Annotated in this window: 13 protein-coding genes; 6 read left to right on the forward strand and 7 right to left on the reverse strand. The window is 54.1% G+C overall.

Features of this window, described 5'->3' with window-relative positions; translation table 11 throughout:
• Positions 1-34 precede the first annotated feature (34 nt).
• Entirely contained in the window at positions 35-592 is a 558-nt protein-coding gene (locus AB1N33_RS10785) for a GAF domain-containing protein (protein ID WP_411271558.1), read from the forward strand.
• Between the two features lie 13 nt (positions 593-605).
• Here AB1N33_RS10785 and AB1N33_RS10790 read toward each other — a convergent pair whose 3' ends face one another.
• Positions 606-1772, reverse strand: coding sequence for a hydroxymethylglutaryl-CoA reductase (locus AB1N33_RS10790; protein ID WP_411271559.1), 1167 nt, complete (start codon positions 1770-1772; stop codon positions 606-608).
• Positions 1773-2025: 253 nt separating this feature from the next.
• On the opposite strand from AB1N33_RS10790, the gene AB1N33_RS10795 reads away from it, so the two are divergent.
• A complete protein-coding gene (locus AB1N33_RS10795) occupies positions 2026-3411 on the forward strand; it encodes a serine hydrolase domain-containing protein (protein ID WP_411271560.1) in 1386 nt (461 codons plus the stop codon).
• 104 nt (positions 3412-3515) lie between these two features.
• Positions 3516-4085: a hypothetical protein gene (locus AB1N33_RS10800; RefSeq protein WP_411271561.1), complete on the forward strand. Its 570-nt coding sequence runs from the start codon at positions 3516-3518 to the stop codon at positions 4083-4085.
• Positions 4086-4125: 40 nt separating this feature from the next.
• Here the strand turns inward: AB1N33_RS10800 and AB1N33_RS10805 are convergent, their stop codons facing one another.
• A complete protein-coding gene (locus AB1N33_RS10805; protein ID WP_411271562.1) occupies positions 4126-6423 on the reverse strand; it encodes a penicillin acylase family protein in 2298 nt (765 codons plus the stop codon).
• 96 nt (positions 6424-6519) lie between these two features.
• Between AB1N33_RS10805 and nagZ the strand changes: the two genes are divergently transcribed.
• Positions 6520-7512: a beta-N-acetylhexosaminidase gene (gene nagZ, locus AB1N33_RS10810; RefSeq protein WP_411271563.1), complete on the forward strand. Its 993-nt coding sequence runs from the start codon at positions 6520-6522 to the stop codon at positions 7510-7512.
• A complete protein-coding gene (locus AB1N33_RS10815; RefSeq protein ID WP_411271564.1) occupies positions 7505-8887 on the forward strand; it encodes an SLC13 family permease in 1383 nt (460 codons plus the stop codon). The genes nagZ and AB1N33_RS10815 overlap by 8 nt, the downstream gene beginning before the upstream one ends.
• A 1-nt stretch (position 8888) precedes the next feature.
• Here AB1N33_RS10815 and AB1N33_RS10820 read toward each other — a convergent pair whose 3' ends face one another.
• Positions 8889-9278, reverse strand: coding sequence for a winged helix-turn-helix domain-containing protein (locus AB1N33_RS10820; protein WP_411271565.1), 390 nt, complete (start codon positions 9276-9278; stop codon positions 8889-8891).
• Positions 9279-9882: 604 nt separating this feature from the next.
• On the opposite strand from AB1N33_RS10820, the gene AB1N33_RS10825 reads away from it, so the two are divergent.
• Positions 9883-10260, forward strand: a complete 378-nt coding sequence (locus AB1N33_RS10825; RefSeq protein ID WP_411271566.1) for a DUF3718 domain-containing protein — start codon at positions 9883-9885, stop codon at positions 10258-10260.
• Positions 10261-10272: 12 nt separating this feature from the next.
• Here AB1N33_RS10825 and AB1N33_RS10830 read toward each other — a convergent pair whose 3' ends face one another.
• Genes AB1N33_RS10830 through AB1N33_RS10845 form a run of 4 tightly spaced genes read right to left on the reverse strand, consistent with a single transcriptional unit; the run spans position 10273 to position 16311 of the window.
• Positions 10273-10788: a cob(I)yrinic acid a,c-diamide adenosyltransferase gene (locus tag AB1N33_RS10830; RefSeq protein ID WP_411271567.1), complete on the reverse strand. Its 516-nt coding sequence runs from the start codon at positions 10786-10788 to the stop codon at positions 10273-10275.
• 1 nt (position 10789) lies between these two features.
• Complete coding sequence (locus tag AB1N33_RS10835) at positions 10790-12187, reverse strand: CsiV family protein (protein ID WP_411271568.1); 1398 nt, start codon at positions 12185-12187, stop codon at positions 10790-10792.
• Positions 12188-15679, reverse strand: coding sequence for a transcription-repair coupling factor (mfd, locus tag AB1N33_RS10840; RefSeq protein ID WP_411271569.1), 3492 nt, complete (start codon positions 15677-15679; stop codon positions 12188-12190).
• Positions 15680-15714: 35 nt separating this feature from the next.
• Positions 15715-16311: a PilZ domain-containing protein gene (locus AB1N33_RS10845; RefSeq protein WP_411271570.1), complete on the reverse strand. Its 597-nt coding sequence runs from the start codon at positions 16309-16311 to the stop codon at positions 15715-15717.
• Positions 16312-16393: the final 82 nt, after the last annotated feature.

Genomic DNA, 16393 nt, shown 5'->3' on the forward strand with positions numbered 1-16393 from the left:
ACGATGCATGTTTGCGTAGTTAACGAGGATGCTTATGATCGCAGAAGATGATGCTACGCGTTACTGGGCGCCCTTGCATGACCTGGAATATGCCAGAGTCGACGCGTTGCATGCGACCGGTTTGCTCGATACGCCGCCATCGCCCCGGCTGGATATGATCACGAAAAGCGTTGCAGAAGTGTTTGATGTACCGTTGGTGCTGTTATCGCTGGTGGATTTTGACCGCCAGTGGTTTTTGTCAAAACACGGCAGTGAACTGACCGAAACCAATCGTGACGTCTCCTTTTGTGCGCATGCCATCCTGGAAGATGAGATCCTGGTGATAGAAGATACCCGCCGTCATCCGGTGTATATGCATAATCCGCTGGTGACGTTTGGAATGAAAGTTGGCTTTTATGCCGGAGCGGTTATCAGAAACCGTGAAGGTCTGCCGTTGGGCGCCTTATGTATTGTCAGCCCGACAGCGCGTCGCTTCACCGTAGAAGATGAAAAAAAGCTGATTTATTACAGCAAGCTGGCGAGAGAAGAAATGTTCAGCTACAGCCGGTTACAGAAGCAGCGCGGACGACCCAGCGCGTCCACAACCGCCTGATTTTTCCCGTCGCTTAACGGTTTCTGCCGAGTCGCTCGTGACTCGACACCCACTCGTCGGCGACCACGGCCGAACCCAGTGACAACTCACCACACAGCACCGTGGCTGCCACGATTTCAGCGAACTTGTTAACCTGGCCTCTGCCAACACAGCCCAGCACATCAAGGCATTCTCTTTGTGTTGCCAGACCGGTTCCGCCACCAAAGGTGGCCACTACCAGTGACGGAATGGTTACCGAGAAATAGTAGTCTCCGTTAGGCAGTATCTCCGCGTAAGTAAAACCGGCGGAAGACTCGGCAACATTAGCCACATCCTGACCGCAGGCAATAAACAGTGCCGTGATGCCGTTGGCAAAATGGGCGCCATTGCTCACGCTGGCTGCCATCATTGCGCCCATGTTGGAATACTGACGTTGGCGGTATAAGGCCTCAGGTGAGCAGTGCATGATGTCCTGCATCTTCTGCTTTTCCAGTGTAATTTCGGCCACCACGCGTTTGCCACGGGTATGCAGGGAATTCAGATGCGAGTGCTTTTTGTCGGTGTCCATGTTGGCGGCGAGTACAAAATGCTCCAGCCCCGGTGGATTTTGCGCCTTTATCCATTCACAGGCCGCGCGTGTTGCTTTGCTGACCATGTTCTGGCCGGCTGCGTCACCACAGCGGTAATTAAAGCGCAGCCAGCGAAGCTTGGAGGCGGCATATTGCTCAATGTCAGACAACCGGCCGACGCTGGTGGTGCTGTCGGCAACCGCTTTAATTTCATCAAAATGGGCATCAACCCATTCACCGAATGCGCGTGATGCCCTTGCATCATTAAACGAAAACATGGGGGCGCGCTGCATGGCATCATCCAGCACGGTGGTAGTAATGCCGCCGCACTCGCGGGTTAATCGCATGCCGCGGGAATAACTGGCGACCAGCGTGCCCTCGGTGGTTGCCATAGGAACGTAGAATTCACCCTGCGCCTGTTCGCCGTTGACCAGCATGGGGCCTGCGAAACCAATCGGAATTTGTGCCACGCCACTGAAGTTTTCGATATTGCCTGATAACGTGCCAGGCTCGACAGAATAGTGTCCGAGGTGGTGTAGTTCGGTATTGGTTTGTGATGCCACAAAGTCCCGCCGGGCGTCAGCCATGTCCACGGTATAGTCGTTATTCTTATCGCGAGGGATTTTAGCCATGTTAATACTCTTGCTGAATTGTTAACGAACATCATAAAAAGAGTGCTTAAAAAATAACAATGATCAGTTTTTATATCTCTGCATAACTGATGAAAGTCATCAGACCACTCGGCGAAAATCTCAAAAACGTGATTTTATTCATAAGCTTAACCTGCAATTTGAGACGCCAGACACACTCTGCAATAGTTTCTTTGTGTAAAGATAAAAATGTTTATGAAAAGATAAGCTGCCATACCCAAAAAGGAGTGTAGTTATGAAAGTAGGCATGTTATCAGGGGTTATCAATAATCTTTGCCGTCTTTTACTGATATCCGGCGGCATGATGCTGGCGGTTAATGCGGCGTACGCGACGGCTGATGCGACACAGGATAAGGCGGAAATGGCGTCACTGCTGAATGCCTATCACCAGGTGCATGGCTTTTCCGGTACCGTAAAAGTCGTAAGGGATGAAGAAACCGTGTTTGAGCAAAGTATCGGGCTGGCGGACCGGAGTTTTGATATTGCCATGACACCATCCACCCGAAACTCTATCAATTCGATATCAAAGACCTTTACGGGTGTCGCTGTTCTGATGCTGGTCAGAGACAACAAACTTGAGCTGGATAAACCGGTAGGGCTTTACCTGCCGTACCTCACCGCCACGTGGCGTGATGAGGTGACCATTCATCACCTGTTAACCCACACCTCAGGTTTGCCAAGAGAGTCCGGGATCCAATGGTATCAGGAACTGACATTACAAGAGCAGGCCCGGGAGCTGGTCGACAAACAGGCTCTGCAGTTTTCTCCTGGTGAGCAATATGCTTACTCAAACAGTGGGGTAACGCTGCTGGGGGCGGTGCTTGAGGCGGTATCCGGCATGGACTATGCGGATGTCATTACTCAGCAGATTATTACGCCGCTCAAACTCACCAATACCGGGGTTTACCGTGGCCGGGCGGTGGTTGCTAACCAGGCGGTGCCTTACCGGCTGACGCCGACCGGCCTGACCCATGCGCAGCGAACCAAGCACCTCGGCGTCAATGCGGGCGGCGGCCTGTATTCTACTGCCGACGATCTGTATCGCTTTATGGTGGCATTGCAGGAACATACCCTGCTGCCTGCCGCGCTGACAGACAAGCTGTTTGCCCCGCATATTCAAAGCGGGGAAGGGGAATATGAAGGTTACCTGTGGAGTATAAAAACGTTTGGCGATGAACGTCTGTATTTTTCTGCAGGCAGTGGTTATGGCACCAAAAGTGTGATGATCCGCTCGCCAGAGCGCGGCGACTTTATCGCGATAACCTCAAACTGGGGCAATACGCCAATTCTGCCGATGTTGCGCGACGTATTCCTGCTGTCGAAAGGTCAGCCGGTTGATCTGCCACAGCGCACACACCTGGCAGATCCTTCGACCTTTACCGCGGATTTTGGCAGCTATACCTTCGAACCCGGCCAGTTGAAAAAGCACCTCGGCGCCGACAGCGATACCGTTACCCTGCATGAGTTTGATGGCAGATTATTTATGAACGAGGAACTGCTTGCGGCGAAAAGCAACCGCACACTGGGCTTGACCTACACCGACGAGGTCAGCATTCGTGTGGGTAAAGGCCATATGCAGATAGTGATCAACGGCATCAGCCTGGAGGGCGTGCGCCGTTAACTACGATAAATGGCTGTTATGGTGAGGGAGGTATGCCTGCTGCGGCTGTGTTATTCTTGACACCGCAAAATTGATATTAACAGTTTACGGTGTAGGAGATGTCTATGAACAAGGTGCTGTTGGTGCTGGTCGTCATTGTGATTGCGGTGGCCGGAAGACTGCTTTATTTGTCGGATGAGACCAACGATAGCGCGAGAGAGACAGTACCGGTTATCACCGTCATGGATATTCTTAATGCGACAGATCTTGAAGCGGGCATTAAGCAAGGGGTTCGGGATAATGACGACACGACCATCGATGCCTGGCTGAAAAAGGCGCAGGATGTGGCCCGTGAGGCTGAATTGTCAGAGCAGGACCAGGCCTGGCTGGCATCGCAGCAGGCCCGCGACTACGTAATATTTAATGCGAAGCGCGCGCTGTTCAACGAGGCGTTTGAAGCACGGTTCGTTGGGCTGGAAGGCATAGAGGACTTAAAGGCCGCGTATCCGGAGGCTAAAAACCTCTTCGCCAAAGCCGATAGTCTGCTGAAAAAGCGTGACAAAATCATCTACAGCATTGCAACTACGCTGGCCAACGGTGAAGCGCCGACCGCCGACGAGATTGAACAGGCAAAAGCCGTCTGGCGGGAGCGCTACAAACAAGTTAATCCTGAGCTGTTGCCAGACGCGTCCTGAGGCCAGCCACCGCCAACGGCAGTGACCGGCTGTATTGCGGCTACTCAGTCGTTGCTGGCAGCCATGCGCGCTTATGCAGTAATTTCTGGGGCAATAGCGGCGTTGCCGCATTGTTGATGTAGTCGCTGTATCCGGCCTGATAAAACGGTGACAGGGGATGCCCTGACTGCCCGCCGGGTAACGTCAGAATGGCATTCTTCAGATGTCCCGGCTGAACAAAAAAGCGTTCAGATGCACCAAAGCCGGTTTTTTGTACGGCTGGCATGTAGCTGTCACCAAATCCTGTCGTTTCCTGCATATTCAGCAGATCACCCAGCAGTGGGATCTGGCGGGCAAAAGGATGGGCGATGCGCAGCGCATTGACCCTGCCCCAGGTAAGGTCTGCCAGTCCGTTCTCTTTCCCATACGTTGCCAGCAGTTCATCACGGGCGTTGCGGTATGCCGCTTTGATAAGCGCAGTGTAATCGCTGAAGCCATCAGGCAGCCAGTCGTCCGGCTGCTGCGACAGCAACTGCCACAAAGCAGGCTCAATCTGCCGCAGAAGCGGCGCCGTGTTTACGTCTTTGTCTTCCAGTACGTTAAACAGATTACCCATCAGCATTTCTGTCAGCGATGAGCGAAAATGCCTGACCAGGGTATATCCGACAGACTCTGCGCACGCACACGCCTGCCAGCTTTTCAGGTAACGGATATCGTCACTGAAGGTCTCTGCTTCGGTTGCCAGCGAAGCGAGCAACAGATCATGCCAGGGGACAAGAAAGTCGGCTTTATTATCAAGCTGAATGGCATAGAACTCGGTTTCACTGAAGCGTTCGCGCTCGAACAGGCGTTGTTTTATCTGATAGCCGCGAGCACCAAGCGCATAACCGCCGTCGCCAAAGGTTGCCAGATCCTGCGTACTGATAACGCGTGCATTGGCGGTCCAGAGCCGCTGCTGCGGTGGGTTTTTTACTACCGGGCGCTGATGATTCACCTGCGCCCAGGCCTCACTGTACTGCGCCGGACTAATTGCAATGTCACTGGCATGCGGACGGGCAGGCAGGGCGCCTGCCGGCGTCCAGGCGGCATTACCGTCAGCATCTGCCAGCATCATATTCTGGGTTGGAATACCCATGCTGCTTGCCAGTGCTATGGCATCGTCGACCGTCTTTGCGGTATCCAGTTGGGTAATAGCGAGATTAACCGCGTAAGGCTGATGTGCAACCCAGGACAGCGCAAAGCGCTCACCGTCAACATCACGCACCGGGCCGAATTCACTGACCGTCAGTGTCATGATTTCATCACCATCTCCCACGGCGATAAACTCCTGCTCTTCCCAGGTTCTGACATCGTCCGGTAATCGTACCCAGTCCACCGTGTCCAGGTTCGCATTAGTAAAGCCCCATGCCACCTTGCCGTTGGTGCCCACCACAATGCCCGGTAACCCCGGCAGCGATACGCCGGTGAGTTGCACGGCGGTGTCGTCAACCCGGTAATTTAACTGAGCGCGATACCAGATAATCGGTACGCGCAGGGTCAGGTGCATGTCATTGGCCAGCAACGCGCCCTGATTGTCTGTCAGCGCACCGGTCACTGCCCAGTTGTTACTGCCAATGTCGGGCGGCTCCTGATAATCGTATGTGGATGCGGTTTGGGTTCCCAGCGGGTAGGGCGGAAGCTTGACGGTCCCGGTTTCCAGCCAGCTGTCATCCAGCGCTGCCTGGTAGCGCGTCGGCTGCATAATGAAATTCAGCATTGGCTGACCAAATTCGGAGGCCAGGACAGTGCGGGCCATGTCCATATCGACCTGACTGCGCTGCAAATCCAGGTACATACTGAACACCACAAGAATGCTGTCTTCCACCTGCCACGGCCTGATTGCCATGCCTGATAACAGATATTCAAACGGCGGCTGCGCCATTTCAGTGAGGGCGGCGTTGACGCCGTCGGCATAACGCTGTAGCAGAACGCGCTGCCAGTCAGGTAGTTGTTCAATTACCTGCGCCGCACGTTTTCTGAACTGATGAAAGCGGGCTCGCTTGTCAACGGAAAGGGCGGCAGGACCTACCCATTCAGACAGTCCGCCCGCTGCAGCACGGCGCTGCAGATCCATCTGAAAAAAACGGTCCTGGCCATGTGCGAAACCCAGCGCAAACGCGGCATCCTGACGGTCGTTGGCCTGGATCACAGCCTGGCCCAGGGTGTCTCTGGCCAGTGATACCGGTGCGCGGACGGCGCTACTTTGTGATTCACCGTCCAGTACGGGTAAACTGGCCCGCAATAACAACCAGCTAACCAGCATGGCCACACCAATCAGGCCGATCAGGCTGACCAGCGTCCATTTAATCCACTGTTGCACGTGTATTACTCCGTTTTTTTCTCTATCCTACCCACAGCAGAACAATAAAAAAAGCAAATGCTTATCAATGGTTAGGATGTGAGGGCCACAGAATACATGGGACCGCTAATTATAGATTGTCAGCAGGAATTACTGCAGCCGGATGAAAAAGAAAAACTTGCCCATCCCCTGACCGGCGGGGTGATTTTATTTGCCCGGAATTACCATGATCCCGAACAGTTACGGGAGTTGACCCGCAGTATCCGTGAAGCAGCAGGAAAACCGCTGCTGATAGCCGTTGACCATGAAGGCGGACGGGTACAACGCTTTCGGGAGGGGTTTACGCGCCTGCCGGCGATGGGAGATTTACTGACCCGGACGGCAGACAGCGATGAAGCCAGCGCGCTGGCGAATGCCTGCGGCACCATCATGGCCTACGAGCTGAAGCAGGCGGACATCGATATCAGTTTTGCGCCGGTACTGGATATCAATGGTATCTCTGATGTGATTGGGGACCGGGCCTTCGCAGACAATGCAGATGAGGTTGTGACCCTTGCCCGGGCACTGATTAACGGTATGCGGCAATGCGATATGCCAGCGACGGGTAAACATTTCCCCGGTCATGGCAGTGTTCAGGCCGACTCGCACATAGCGGTGCCGGTGGATAGCCGTGCACTGAGTGAGATCACTTCACAGGACATGATTGTGTTTGAGCGGCTTATTGCTGAGCAGGCGCTGGATGCAATTATGCCTGCGCACGTCATATTTCCTGCCGTAGACGATGCACCCGCCGGTTTCTCGTCGGTCTGGCTGCAGACAATACTGCGCCAGCAGATGGGCTTTGACGGCGTGATATTTTCAGATGACCTATCTATGGAAGGCGCGGCGGTGGCAGGCGGCTACCCTGAGCGGGCGCAAGCCGCGCTGGCGGCGGGCTGCACCATGCTGCTGGCGTGTAACAATCCCGCTGGCGCAGAGCGTATTTTAGATACGCTGCCGCATACCGGTTACGACAGTACGCGGTGTCAGCGGATGACGGGCAGGGCACTACCGGCCGACGCGGCGGCCGCGTACCAGAAAGCTATCGCATTGCGGAGACGTTATGACTAAGGTGAAAGGGCACTTTATTGCACTGGCGCTGTTTCTTGCCGCCATTACGTTTGTACTGACCCGGTTCAGTGAACTGACGCTGCCGATGTCGCTGACAGCAGCCATCACAGTGCTGATTGCCGCCCTGTGGGTGACCGAAGCGCTGCCTATCGCCGTTACGGCACTGGTGCCGTTTGTGGCCTTTCCGGCCGCCGGGATCCTGAGCTACCAGCAGGCAGCCAGCTCACTGGGCAATCATGTGATCATTCTTTTAATGGGCGCGTTTATGCTGTCAAAATCGCTGGAAAAGTCGGGCGTCCACCGGCGTCTGGCGGTTTATATGCTGCGGCTGACCGGCGCCAGCAGTGCCAAACGTCTGGTGCTGGGATTTATGCTCGCATCTGCTGTGCTGAGTATGTGGATATCAAACACCGCTACCGCGCTCATGCTGTTGCCTATTGCGATGGCGGTGGTAACCAGTATCAATGATCCGCGCCTTAGCACGGCGTTGCTACTGGGTATTGCTTACGCCTCCAGCGTAGGGGGAATTGGTACCCCCATCGGCACGCCGCCTAACATCATATTCATGAGTCTTTATCAGCAGGAAACCGGGCTTGAAATCAGTTTTCTGGACTGGATGAAAACCGGTATTCCTATCGTTCTTGTGGCGATCCCGGTGATGGCGTTGTGGCTGACCCGCGGTATCAGTGCACTGCCAGCCGTTAACCTGCCCGCAACCGGGCAGTGGCGAACCGCCGAAAAACGCGTGTTGTGGGTATTTGCGCTGGTCGCCCTGGCCTGGGTTTTTCGGCAGTACTGGACCGCCTGGCTGGGCATGGACAGTGTCGGAGACAGTACCATCGCGCTCGCCGGCGTTGTACTGATGTGCCTGATCCCGTCCGGCGAAATAACGCCTGAGGGGGATAAGGTATACCTGCTTGACTGGGATACCGCAGAATCGATTCCGTGGGGCTTACTGCTGGTATTTGCCGGCGGGCTTTGTCTTGCCAGTGCGTTTTCCTCTTCTGGTCTGAGCCAGGTGCTGGGAGAAAGTCTGACCGGGTTGTCTGTGCTGCCGCTGGTAGGCCTGATGCTGACCCTGTGTCTGGCGGTGAGTTTCCTGACCGAAGTGACATCGAATACGGCAACGGCCACATTGCTGATGCCTATCCTTGCCAGCGCGGCTGTGGCCATTGATATTGATCCGCTGCTGCTGATGATGCCTGCCGCTATCAGCGCCAGTTGTGCGTTTATGATGCCGGTGGCTACCCCGACCAATGCGATTGTCTATAGCAGCGGGTTATTGCGTATTCCGGATATGGCGCGCGAGGGGTTCATCCTGAATATTCTGCTGGGAGTAATCGTGACCGCGGTGGTCATGCTGACACGGTTGTAATTCAGAGCAGGGAAAACAGCGAGGCCAGCACAATCCAGCGTTGTACCTGCTGGTACTTTGGGCTGGCCAGCTGCGTATCGCAGCCATGCAGGCGATAGCCTGTGGCGGGCAAGGTTTCAATATAAATATGTTCAGCCGGGTCGAGTTCATGCAGGACTTTACGCAACCGGCACACAGCATGGTTAACCACATCATCAGAAATATGCGCGTGTCCCCACAGTTGCGCGCGGATCTCATCACGGGTCAGGGTGTGATCGTCGGCCTGCAAAAACAGCATCAGCAACTCGCCTGACTGCTTCGTCAGTAAGCTGGGTTCATCGTTGATGGCTGTGGTCAGTTCCCGCGTCCGCTGATTGTAAGCCAGTCCGTTAAACTTCTGTATGGGTGTCACAATGACGACCTCGTTACGTTGTTAGAAATACAACAAGACTGCAGTACGTAATTATAGTGTAAGCGCTTCCTCCTTGTGGTTAAAAAATAAACGATGACAGGCGAAAAAATCACGATGTGCGTGTGAGACAACCTAGAGCCTGTTGACCTTTGCTGTATGAATTTTGTTCTAACTAAACGCTTTTTAATCGCGGCGCTTATTTGCAGGCCTAATGTATTAAGTCAAAAATAAGCAACAAAGAGTAAAAAGCGTTTAGGACGAACCCTTTGGGCAACGATTGTGCGGCATTTTTGCTGCCTCAGCACTCATTCATGTAGAGAAACTACACCACAATCGCGCTTCATTGCAGAAATGCCGCACAATCGTTGCAAAATTATACAGCAAAGGTCAACAGGCTCTAACTGTCTGTCTGAAATAAGAAAAAAAAGCGCTGTCATGTGGCTGTCAGTAAAAAAAAATCGTTTCGTCCTGCCGGTCAGGTAAACGTCAGTGCCGTGTCATCGACATTTTTGGTTTCCCGCGCAAGCTGAAAGGGTGAAGTGTTTACTGAACCCAAATCAGCCACTTCATACTATGTGACATCACACTATTTAAGGAGAATGACATGAACGGTCATATTCGCACATCCTGTCGTCTGGCAGCTGTGCTGGCAGGTACAGTCGCGCTGGGTTTATCAGTGCAGTCCCAGGCCATGGATAAAAATACCGAAGCCGTACTGATCGGTTTTTGCAAAGCGTCAATGAACAACGATCTGATCCAGTTGCGCAGCGATATTCGTCACTATCGTCTGAGCTTCAGTCAGGTAGCAGATAATGTTGTCTGTAATGATCAGAGCATTGCAAACTTTGCCGCGTCTTATGGCGCAACCCGCACCTCATCCGCGCTGGCGAATAAAATGAGTGCACGTCCGGTAACGGAAATCAAAGACTTGTCAAAAGTCAGTGATCCCGCCTGGTCTGTGAGCTTTGAGGTGGGTAAATAAGTAAAACGCCGTTTACAATGATGTGTCGGAGAGCCCAGCACGATGGTTCAGGGTTCTGGCAAGCGTAAACAGATAATCTGATAATCTGTTGATATACGCCGCAAGAACGTCCGGCACGTCGTGAACCCGTTTTAATGCAGTAATCGTTCGCTCGGTGCGTCGGCAGACTGCCCGGCATACATGTGCCTGTGCAGCCGCCTGACACCCACCGGGCAAAATAAATTGTGTCTGTGGAGCGAGTTCATGCGTCAGCCTGTCTATTGCTGACTCTAGTGCACTGACATCCTCTTCACTTAACGATGACGTGGCGGAAATCGCAAACCCGGCCTGGAACAACTGCCGCTGGATGGTGTGCAACGTGGTACTTTCAACGTCATTAGCCAGGCTGATGAGCAGTCCGATATGGCTGTTGAGTTCGTCCAGATCGCCATAGCACGCCAGAATAATGTCGTCTTTATCCACGCGCATGGGTTTATCTGCGTAGATTTGGGTACTGCCTTTGTCGCCGCCACGGGTATATATTTTCATGTTACTCGTCTGTCTGCTCTTGTGTTTCATCCGCAGGTTCTGGGGCAGGGCGTTCGTGACGCCGGATTTCCACAATCATGCCAAACAACGGATGGTCGAAATAATGGACCTGTTTACTGATAACCCGTCGTAACTGACTGAACGGGACGGATACCAGCTTATACTCCGGCGTGACCGCTTCCGCTGTCAGTACATCCAGGCTGTCGTTGACGGGAACCGGCTGACGGTAAAACAGCGCGTTATCAATGTGCAGGTAAGGCACACGGTTGACATAACGCAGGAAGACTTTAATCGTGCCGTCAATCTGCCACAGCGGAGCCTGGCGTACCGTCTGGTCTGCCAGCGTATCGTCAGACGGGTTCTCCGGCGAGGCCGCCATCATTCTGGAGAACGACACCGTATCGGGGGCTGCCAGGCGGCTATCAAGCGTATCAAATAACGTTGATGGTGTTATTGCGGTGTCTGACTCGGGCATGCCGGGATTGTCATTCTGATGCTTTTCATAGCCGTCAGCCGTAAAACGGGACGCGTAATTCTCACCGGCGACCAGACGAAACGTGGCGGCGTTATCCTGACCAAATTTTACTTCCTGACGCCAGACAGTATGCAGCAGACGCGTGAGACCGCGGGTACTGCGGATTTGTTGTGACAGCGATGTCAGTTCACGTACGCCAGACGGCAGCAGATGGGGCTGCGCTGCGCGATACCAGTCGTTACCCTCGGGTAACAGCGGTACGCGCTCGGGCGCAGCAATCTGGATATCAATGGCCTGACGCTGCCACTGTCCGTTTTTATATACCAGCCAGTCAGGCTCACTAAGACAGGACGTCACAGCCGGTACCTGAGTGTAGTCAGCAGAGAAGTCGGTATGAAAATCGAGCCAGTAGCGGGCAATATCACTGTCAGAAACAACGGGTACTGGCTCGCTGATGTTCTCGCTCGCGCTGTCCTGAACGGGAGAAGCGTCATCTGCTGACGCTGCTACGGTCAACGACGTGGCAACGTCGCTGTCGGTTGCGCTGTCTGCGAGCAAATCCGGATTTGTTGATGTGATGTCAGGCAAGCCGGTGGGCATCAGTGCGTCCTGACGTTCGCGGTACGCGGTGATGATATCATCGAGCGCTGGCGCAGCCTGCCACAACAAAAATGGCGGGGCATCGCAGTCTGGCAGTGTGCGTGCGATGGGCGTGATATCCGGCATCATGTACGCAGACAGCAGGTCATAGTCTGCGTTTGCTGGCGCCAGCGACGGCGCATAATCGAACTGCTCGCTGAGGGCGGTGATCGCCTGGTTACGATCAAACACGATGACTTCAATATCAAACCACCAGTCGTCGTCAGCGTAGGCTGACGGACAGAGCAGAAGCAGTGCGATAACTGCGCGCCACGGCATTGACATCTAGCGTGTCTCCTTTGCAAATTCAGCCAGCAAATCACCAAGCAGGGTCAGGCGCGCCTGGGCACTGTCGGTGGTTTTGACTACCCGTAACTTCTGACTGCCTTCAAATTTGAACGTGTCAGAGCGGGTCTGGACCAGTTTAATGATGAAGCCCGGATCAACACGGGTATCTTCCCTGAACTCGATAGTACCACCCTGCGGCGACATATCCACCTTATGGATCCCAAGCGTGCGCGCCTGCAGTTTGTAATGGGCGATCTGAACCAGGTTTTTGGCTGCATCCGGGAGCAGACCAAAGCGATCGATACATTCAACCTGGAACTCGTCGATTTCCTCACTGCTCTGGCAACTGGCCAGGCGCTTGTAGAGCGACAGGCGCATATTCACATCACCAATGTAATCTTCCGGTAATAAGGCCGGAATACGCAGCTCAATCTCGGTGTGTGCCGACAGCGCATCGTCCAGCGTAGGCTCGCGGCCTTCCTTAAGTGCCGTTACGGCCTGATCAAGCATGTCCATGTACAGACTAAAGCCAATACTGGCGATCTGGCCTGACTGGTCGTCACCGAGCAGTTCTCCGGCACCACGGATCTCAAGGTCATGGGTTGCCAGCGCGAAACCGGCACCCAGATCTTCGAGCTGTGAGATGGCCTCAAGACGTTTTACTGCATCACGTGTCATGCGTTTAGGATGTGGTGTCAGCAGATAGGCATACGCCTGGTGGTGCGAACGGCCAACCCGGCCCCGTAACTGGTGTAACTGCGCCAGACCCAGGTGGTCGGCACGGTCCATGATAATGGTGTTTGCGGTCGGTACATCAATACCGGTTTCGATAATGGTGGTACACACCAGCACATTATAGCGCTGGTGATAGAAGTCACTCATGACCGCTTCCAGTTCGCGTTCGCGCATCTGGCCGTGCCCCACGGCAATACGTGCTTCGGGCACAATCCCGGCAATTTCCTCGGCGGTGCGGGCAATCGATTCGACCTCGTTGTGCAGGAAGTAAACCTGCCCGCCGCGCAGGATTTCACGCATAATGGCCTCGCGGATCACCGCTTTGTTGCGCTGCTGTACAAAGGTCTTAATCGACAGACGACGAGCCGGTGCCGTAGCGATAATCGATAAGTCGCGCATGCCCGACAAGGCCATGTTCAGGGTGCGTGGAATGGGAGTGGCGGTGAGCGTCAGAATATCCACATCGGCGCGCAGCGATTTCAGCTTCTCTTTCTGGCGCACGCCAAACCGGTGTTCCTCGTCAATGATCACCAGCCCAAGATCGGCAAAGTTAATGTCACCCGACAACAGCTTGTGGGTACCAACAACAATATCGACCTGACCTTCGCTGATACCATCGACCACGCTTTTCTGTGCCTTGCCACTGACAAACCGGCTCATCACCTCAATCCGGAACGGCCAGTTGGCAAAGCGGTCTTTAAAGTTCTCATAGTGCTGTTGCGCGAGCAGGGTGGTGGGAACCAGAATCGCCACCTGTTTCCCCTGACTGGCGGCCAGGAAGGCGGCGCGCATCGCGACTTCGGTTTTACCGAAACCGACATCACCACACACCAGTCGGTCCATGGCCTGTGGGCTGCCCATATCCTGAATGACCGCATTGATGGCCTGCATCTGGTCAGGCGTTTCCTCAAACGGAAAGCTGTCGGCAAATGCCTGATATTCGTCCCAGTCAATCTTGTAAGCAAAACCGGGTTTGGCGGCGCGCCGTGCATATACATCAAGCAATTCGGCGGCCACATCGCGCACCTTCTCCGCTGCTTTCTGCTTGGCTTTGGACCAGGCATCAGACCCCAGCGAATGCAGAGGGGCGTGCTCTACGTCACCGCCGGTATAGCGTGAAATCACATGCAGCGATGACACCGGTACATACAGCTTGGACTGTTTGGCGTACTCAATACACAGGTATTCTGTGGCGACGCCGCCCGCATCCAGGGTCTGTAAGCCCAGATAGCGGCCAACCCCATGCTCAAGGTGTACCACGGGCTGACCCACAGACAGCTCGGCAAGGTTGCGGATAATGGCGCTTTCATCGGTTGCTGTGCGCTTTTCTCTGAGGCGGCGCTGCGAGACTTTTTGTCCGAGCAGTTCGGTTTCGGTGATGAACAAAAGCTCACCTTCGCCGCTGTGCCAGCGAAAACTGTGCTCGACCAGACCGGTCGTAATGCCGATGGCATCGTGCTGGGCTAAAAACGTATCAAAGCTGTCGCACAATACCGGCCTGATCCCCGCCTTCGCGAGCAGCGCTATCAGGGTTTCCCTGCGTCCCGGCGTCTCGGCACAAAACAGCGTGCGGGCGCCACGGTCTTTTGCCTCGTCGAGTGCAGATTTAAGCCGTGCTGCGGGCTCTTTTTTCTGTGCGTTAATTGCAATATCGGTCAGTGATTCGCAGCCAAGGTTAGACGCACCAGCCTTTTCCTCGATACTGTCTGCGTGCAGAGAAACGCGTGGCCAGTCTTTGATCGCACCGAATAATTCATTAACCGGTAAAAACAGTTCCTGCGGCGTTAGTAAAGGACGCGCCAGATTATAGCGGTGTTGTTCGTAGCGCTCTTCCACGTCAGCCCAGAAAAATTCACTGGCGTCTTTGACGTCACCGTGCAGGAGCAGCATGGCGTCCGGGTGCAGGTAGTCGAACAGCGTGGCGGTTTTTTCAAAAAACAGCGGAAGATAATATTCCACGCCACTAGGCATGGTGCCCTTGGTCACCTGCGAAAAGACAGATTCCTGTGCATTACTGGCATCGAAACGATCAAGAAACTGCTGGCGGAACAGCGACAGGGCGGCCTTATCGGTTGGAAACTCACGTGCCGGCAGCATGCGAATTTCGTTGACTTCATCGGTAGAACGCTGTGTCTCAATGTCAAAATAGCGAATACTGTCGACTTCATCATCGAACAAATCAATACGAAACGGCTTATCACTGCCCATTGGGAACAGGTCAATAATGCTGCCGCGGACCGAGAATTCACTGTGCGCCGTCACCTGACTGACATGCAGATAACCGGCCTGCTCCAGATTACGCCGGAATGTCTCTCGCTCCAGTGTATCGCCCTTGTTCAGCATCAGCAGATGTCCGGCCAGGTAGTCAACCGGTGCGACACGCTGCATCAGCGTATTGATTGGAACAATGAAAATACCCTGACTTTGCTGCGTCAGCTGATACAGGGTTTTCAGGCGCTGGGAAACAATATCCTGGTGCGGTGAAAACGTGTCATAGGGCAGGGTTTCCCAGTCAGGGAACAGCGTAATGTCGGGGTGGTCTGCGGCGCAGAAAAACGCAATTTCTTTTTCCAGTCTGAGCGCCGATGGCGTGTCGGCGGTGACCAGAACTACCGGGCCCTTGTATTGTGCTGCCGCCTGACTGATAGCCAGTGCCTGACTACTGCCGCGCAGTTGTCCCCAGTGCTGATGGTCCTGATGAGATGCCTGCTTTTTGGCGGCGGGCAGTGGCAAAGAAAGAATGGATGCTGTCATGTCACCTGTATCAGTCAGTTAAGCCTGTTTGCCTGTCAGGGAGTCTGGCGCGATTGCGCACGTTTTCGGAGCTCCTGAGTCTGAAGGTGCAGACTGGCTCTGACGAGCAGTTCCTGATCCTGCTCCCTGATGCGATTAAAAATGAACGCAATATGGTAGTCATTCCCGGCAGACTCGCAAGCGATAACTTCACCAAAACAAAAGATGGCTGCCGCTTCGGTGTCCAGAAATATGCGAATTTCCGCCATACTGCCCACATCCATCGCGTCTGTGCTTTGAATGATGAGGCCGCCACCACCAAATTTTACGGTCTGGTAGCGTAACGTTTCTTCGTCGTGCTGATGCAGAATGTATGACATCATCAGGTCAATTTTTCGCGCCTGATGATTGAGATAATCGGCGAGCGATTCAGCATGGTCGCTGAGATGGCGAAGCGGGCGTAACGCCTGGGCTTCAATGCTGGCCATCTCGCCGGCAATACGAAACGCATAGGGCATAACGGATTCGAGCTGGTCAGACGCAGGTAAAGGCGTGCCCTCGTCGAGCAGTTTTACATTCACATTAAGACGGTATGCCATCAGGAAAAACTCGTCGAACTGTGCCTGTTTTTGTTCCAGCGTCATCGCATCCATTAAAACTCTCCGCCAACCATTTCTTGTACGCTCAGTAGCTTACACGTAGACTAACCACTTTACTATGGTGTCGATGCGCGTC

It is taken from the genome of Alteromonas nitratireducens (assembly GCF_040812025.1).
In the GTDB taxonomy this organism is placed as follows: Bacteria; Pseudomonadota; Gammaproteobacteria; order Enterobacterales; family Alteromonadaceae; genus Alteromonas; species Alteromonas nitratireducens.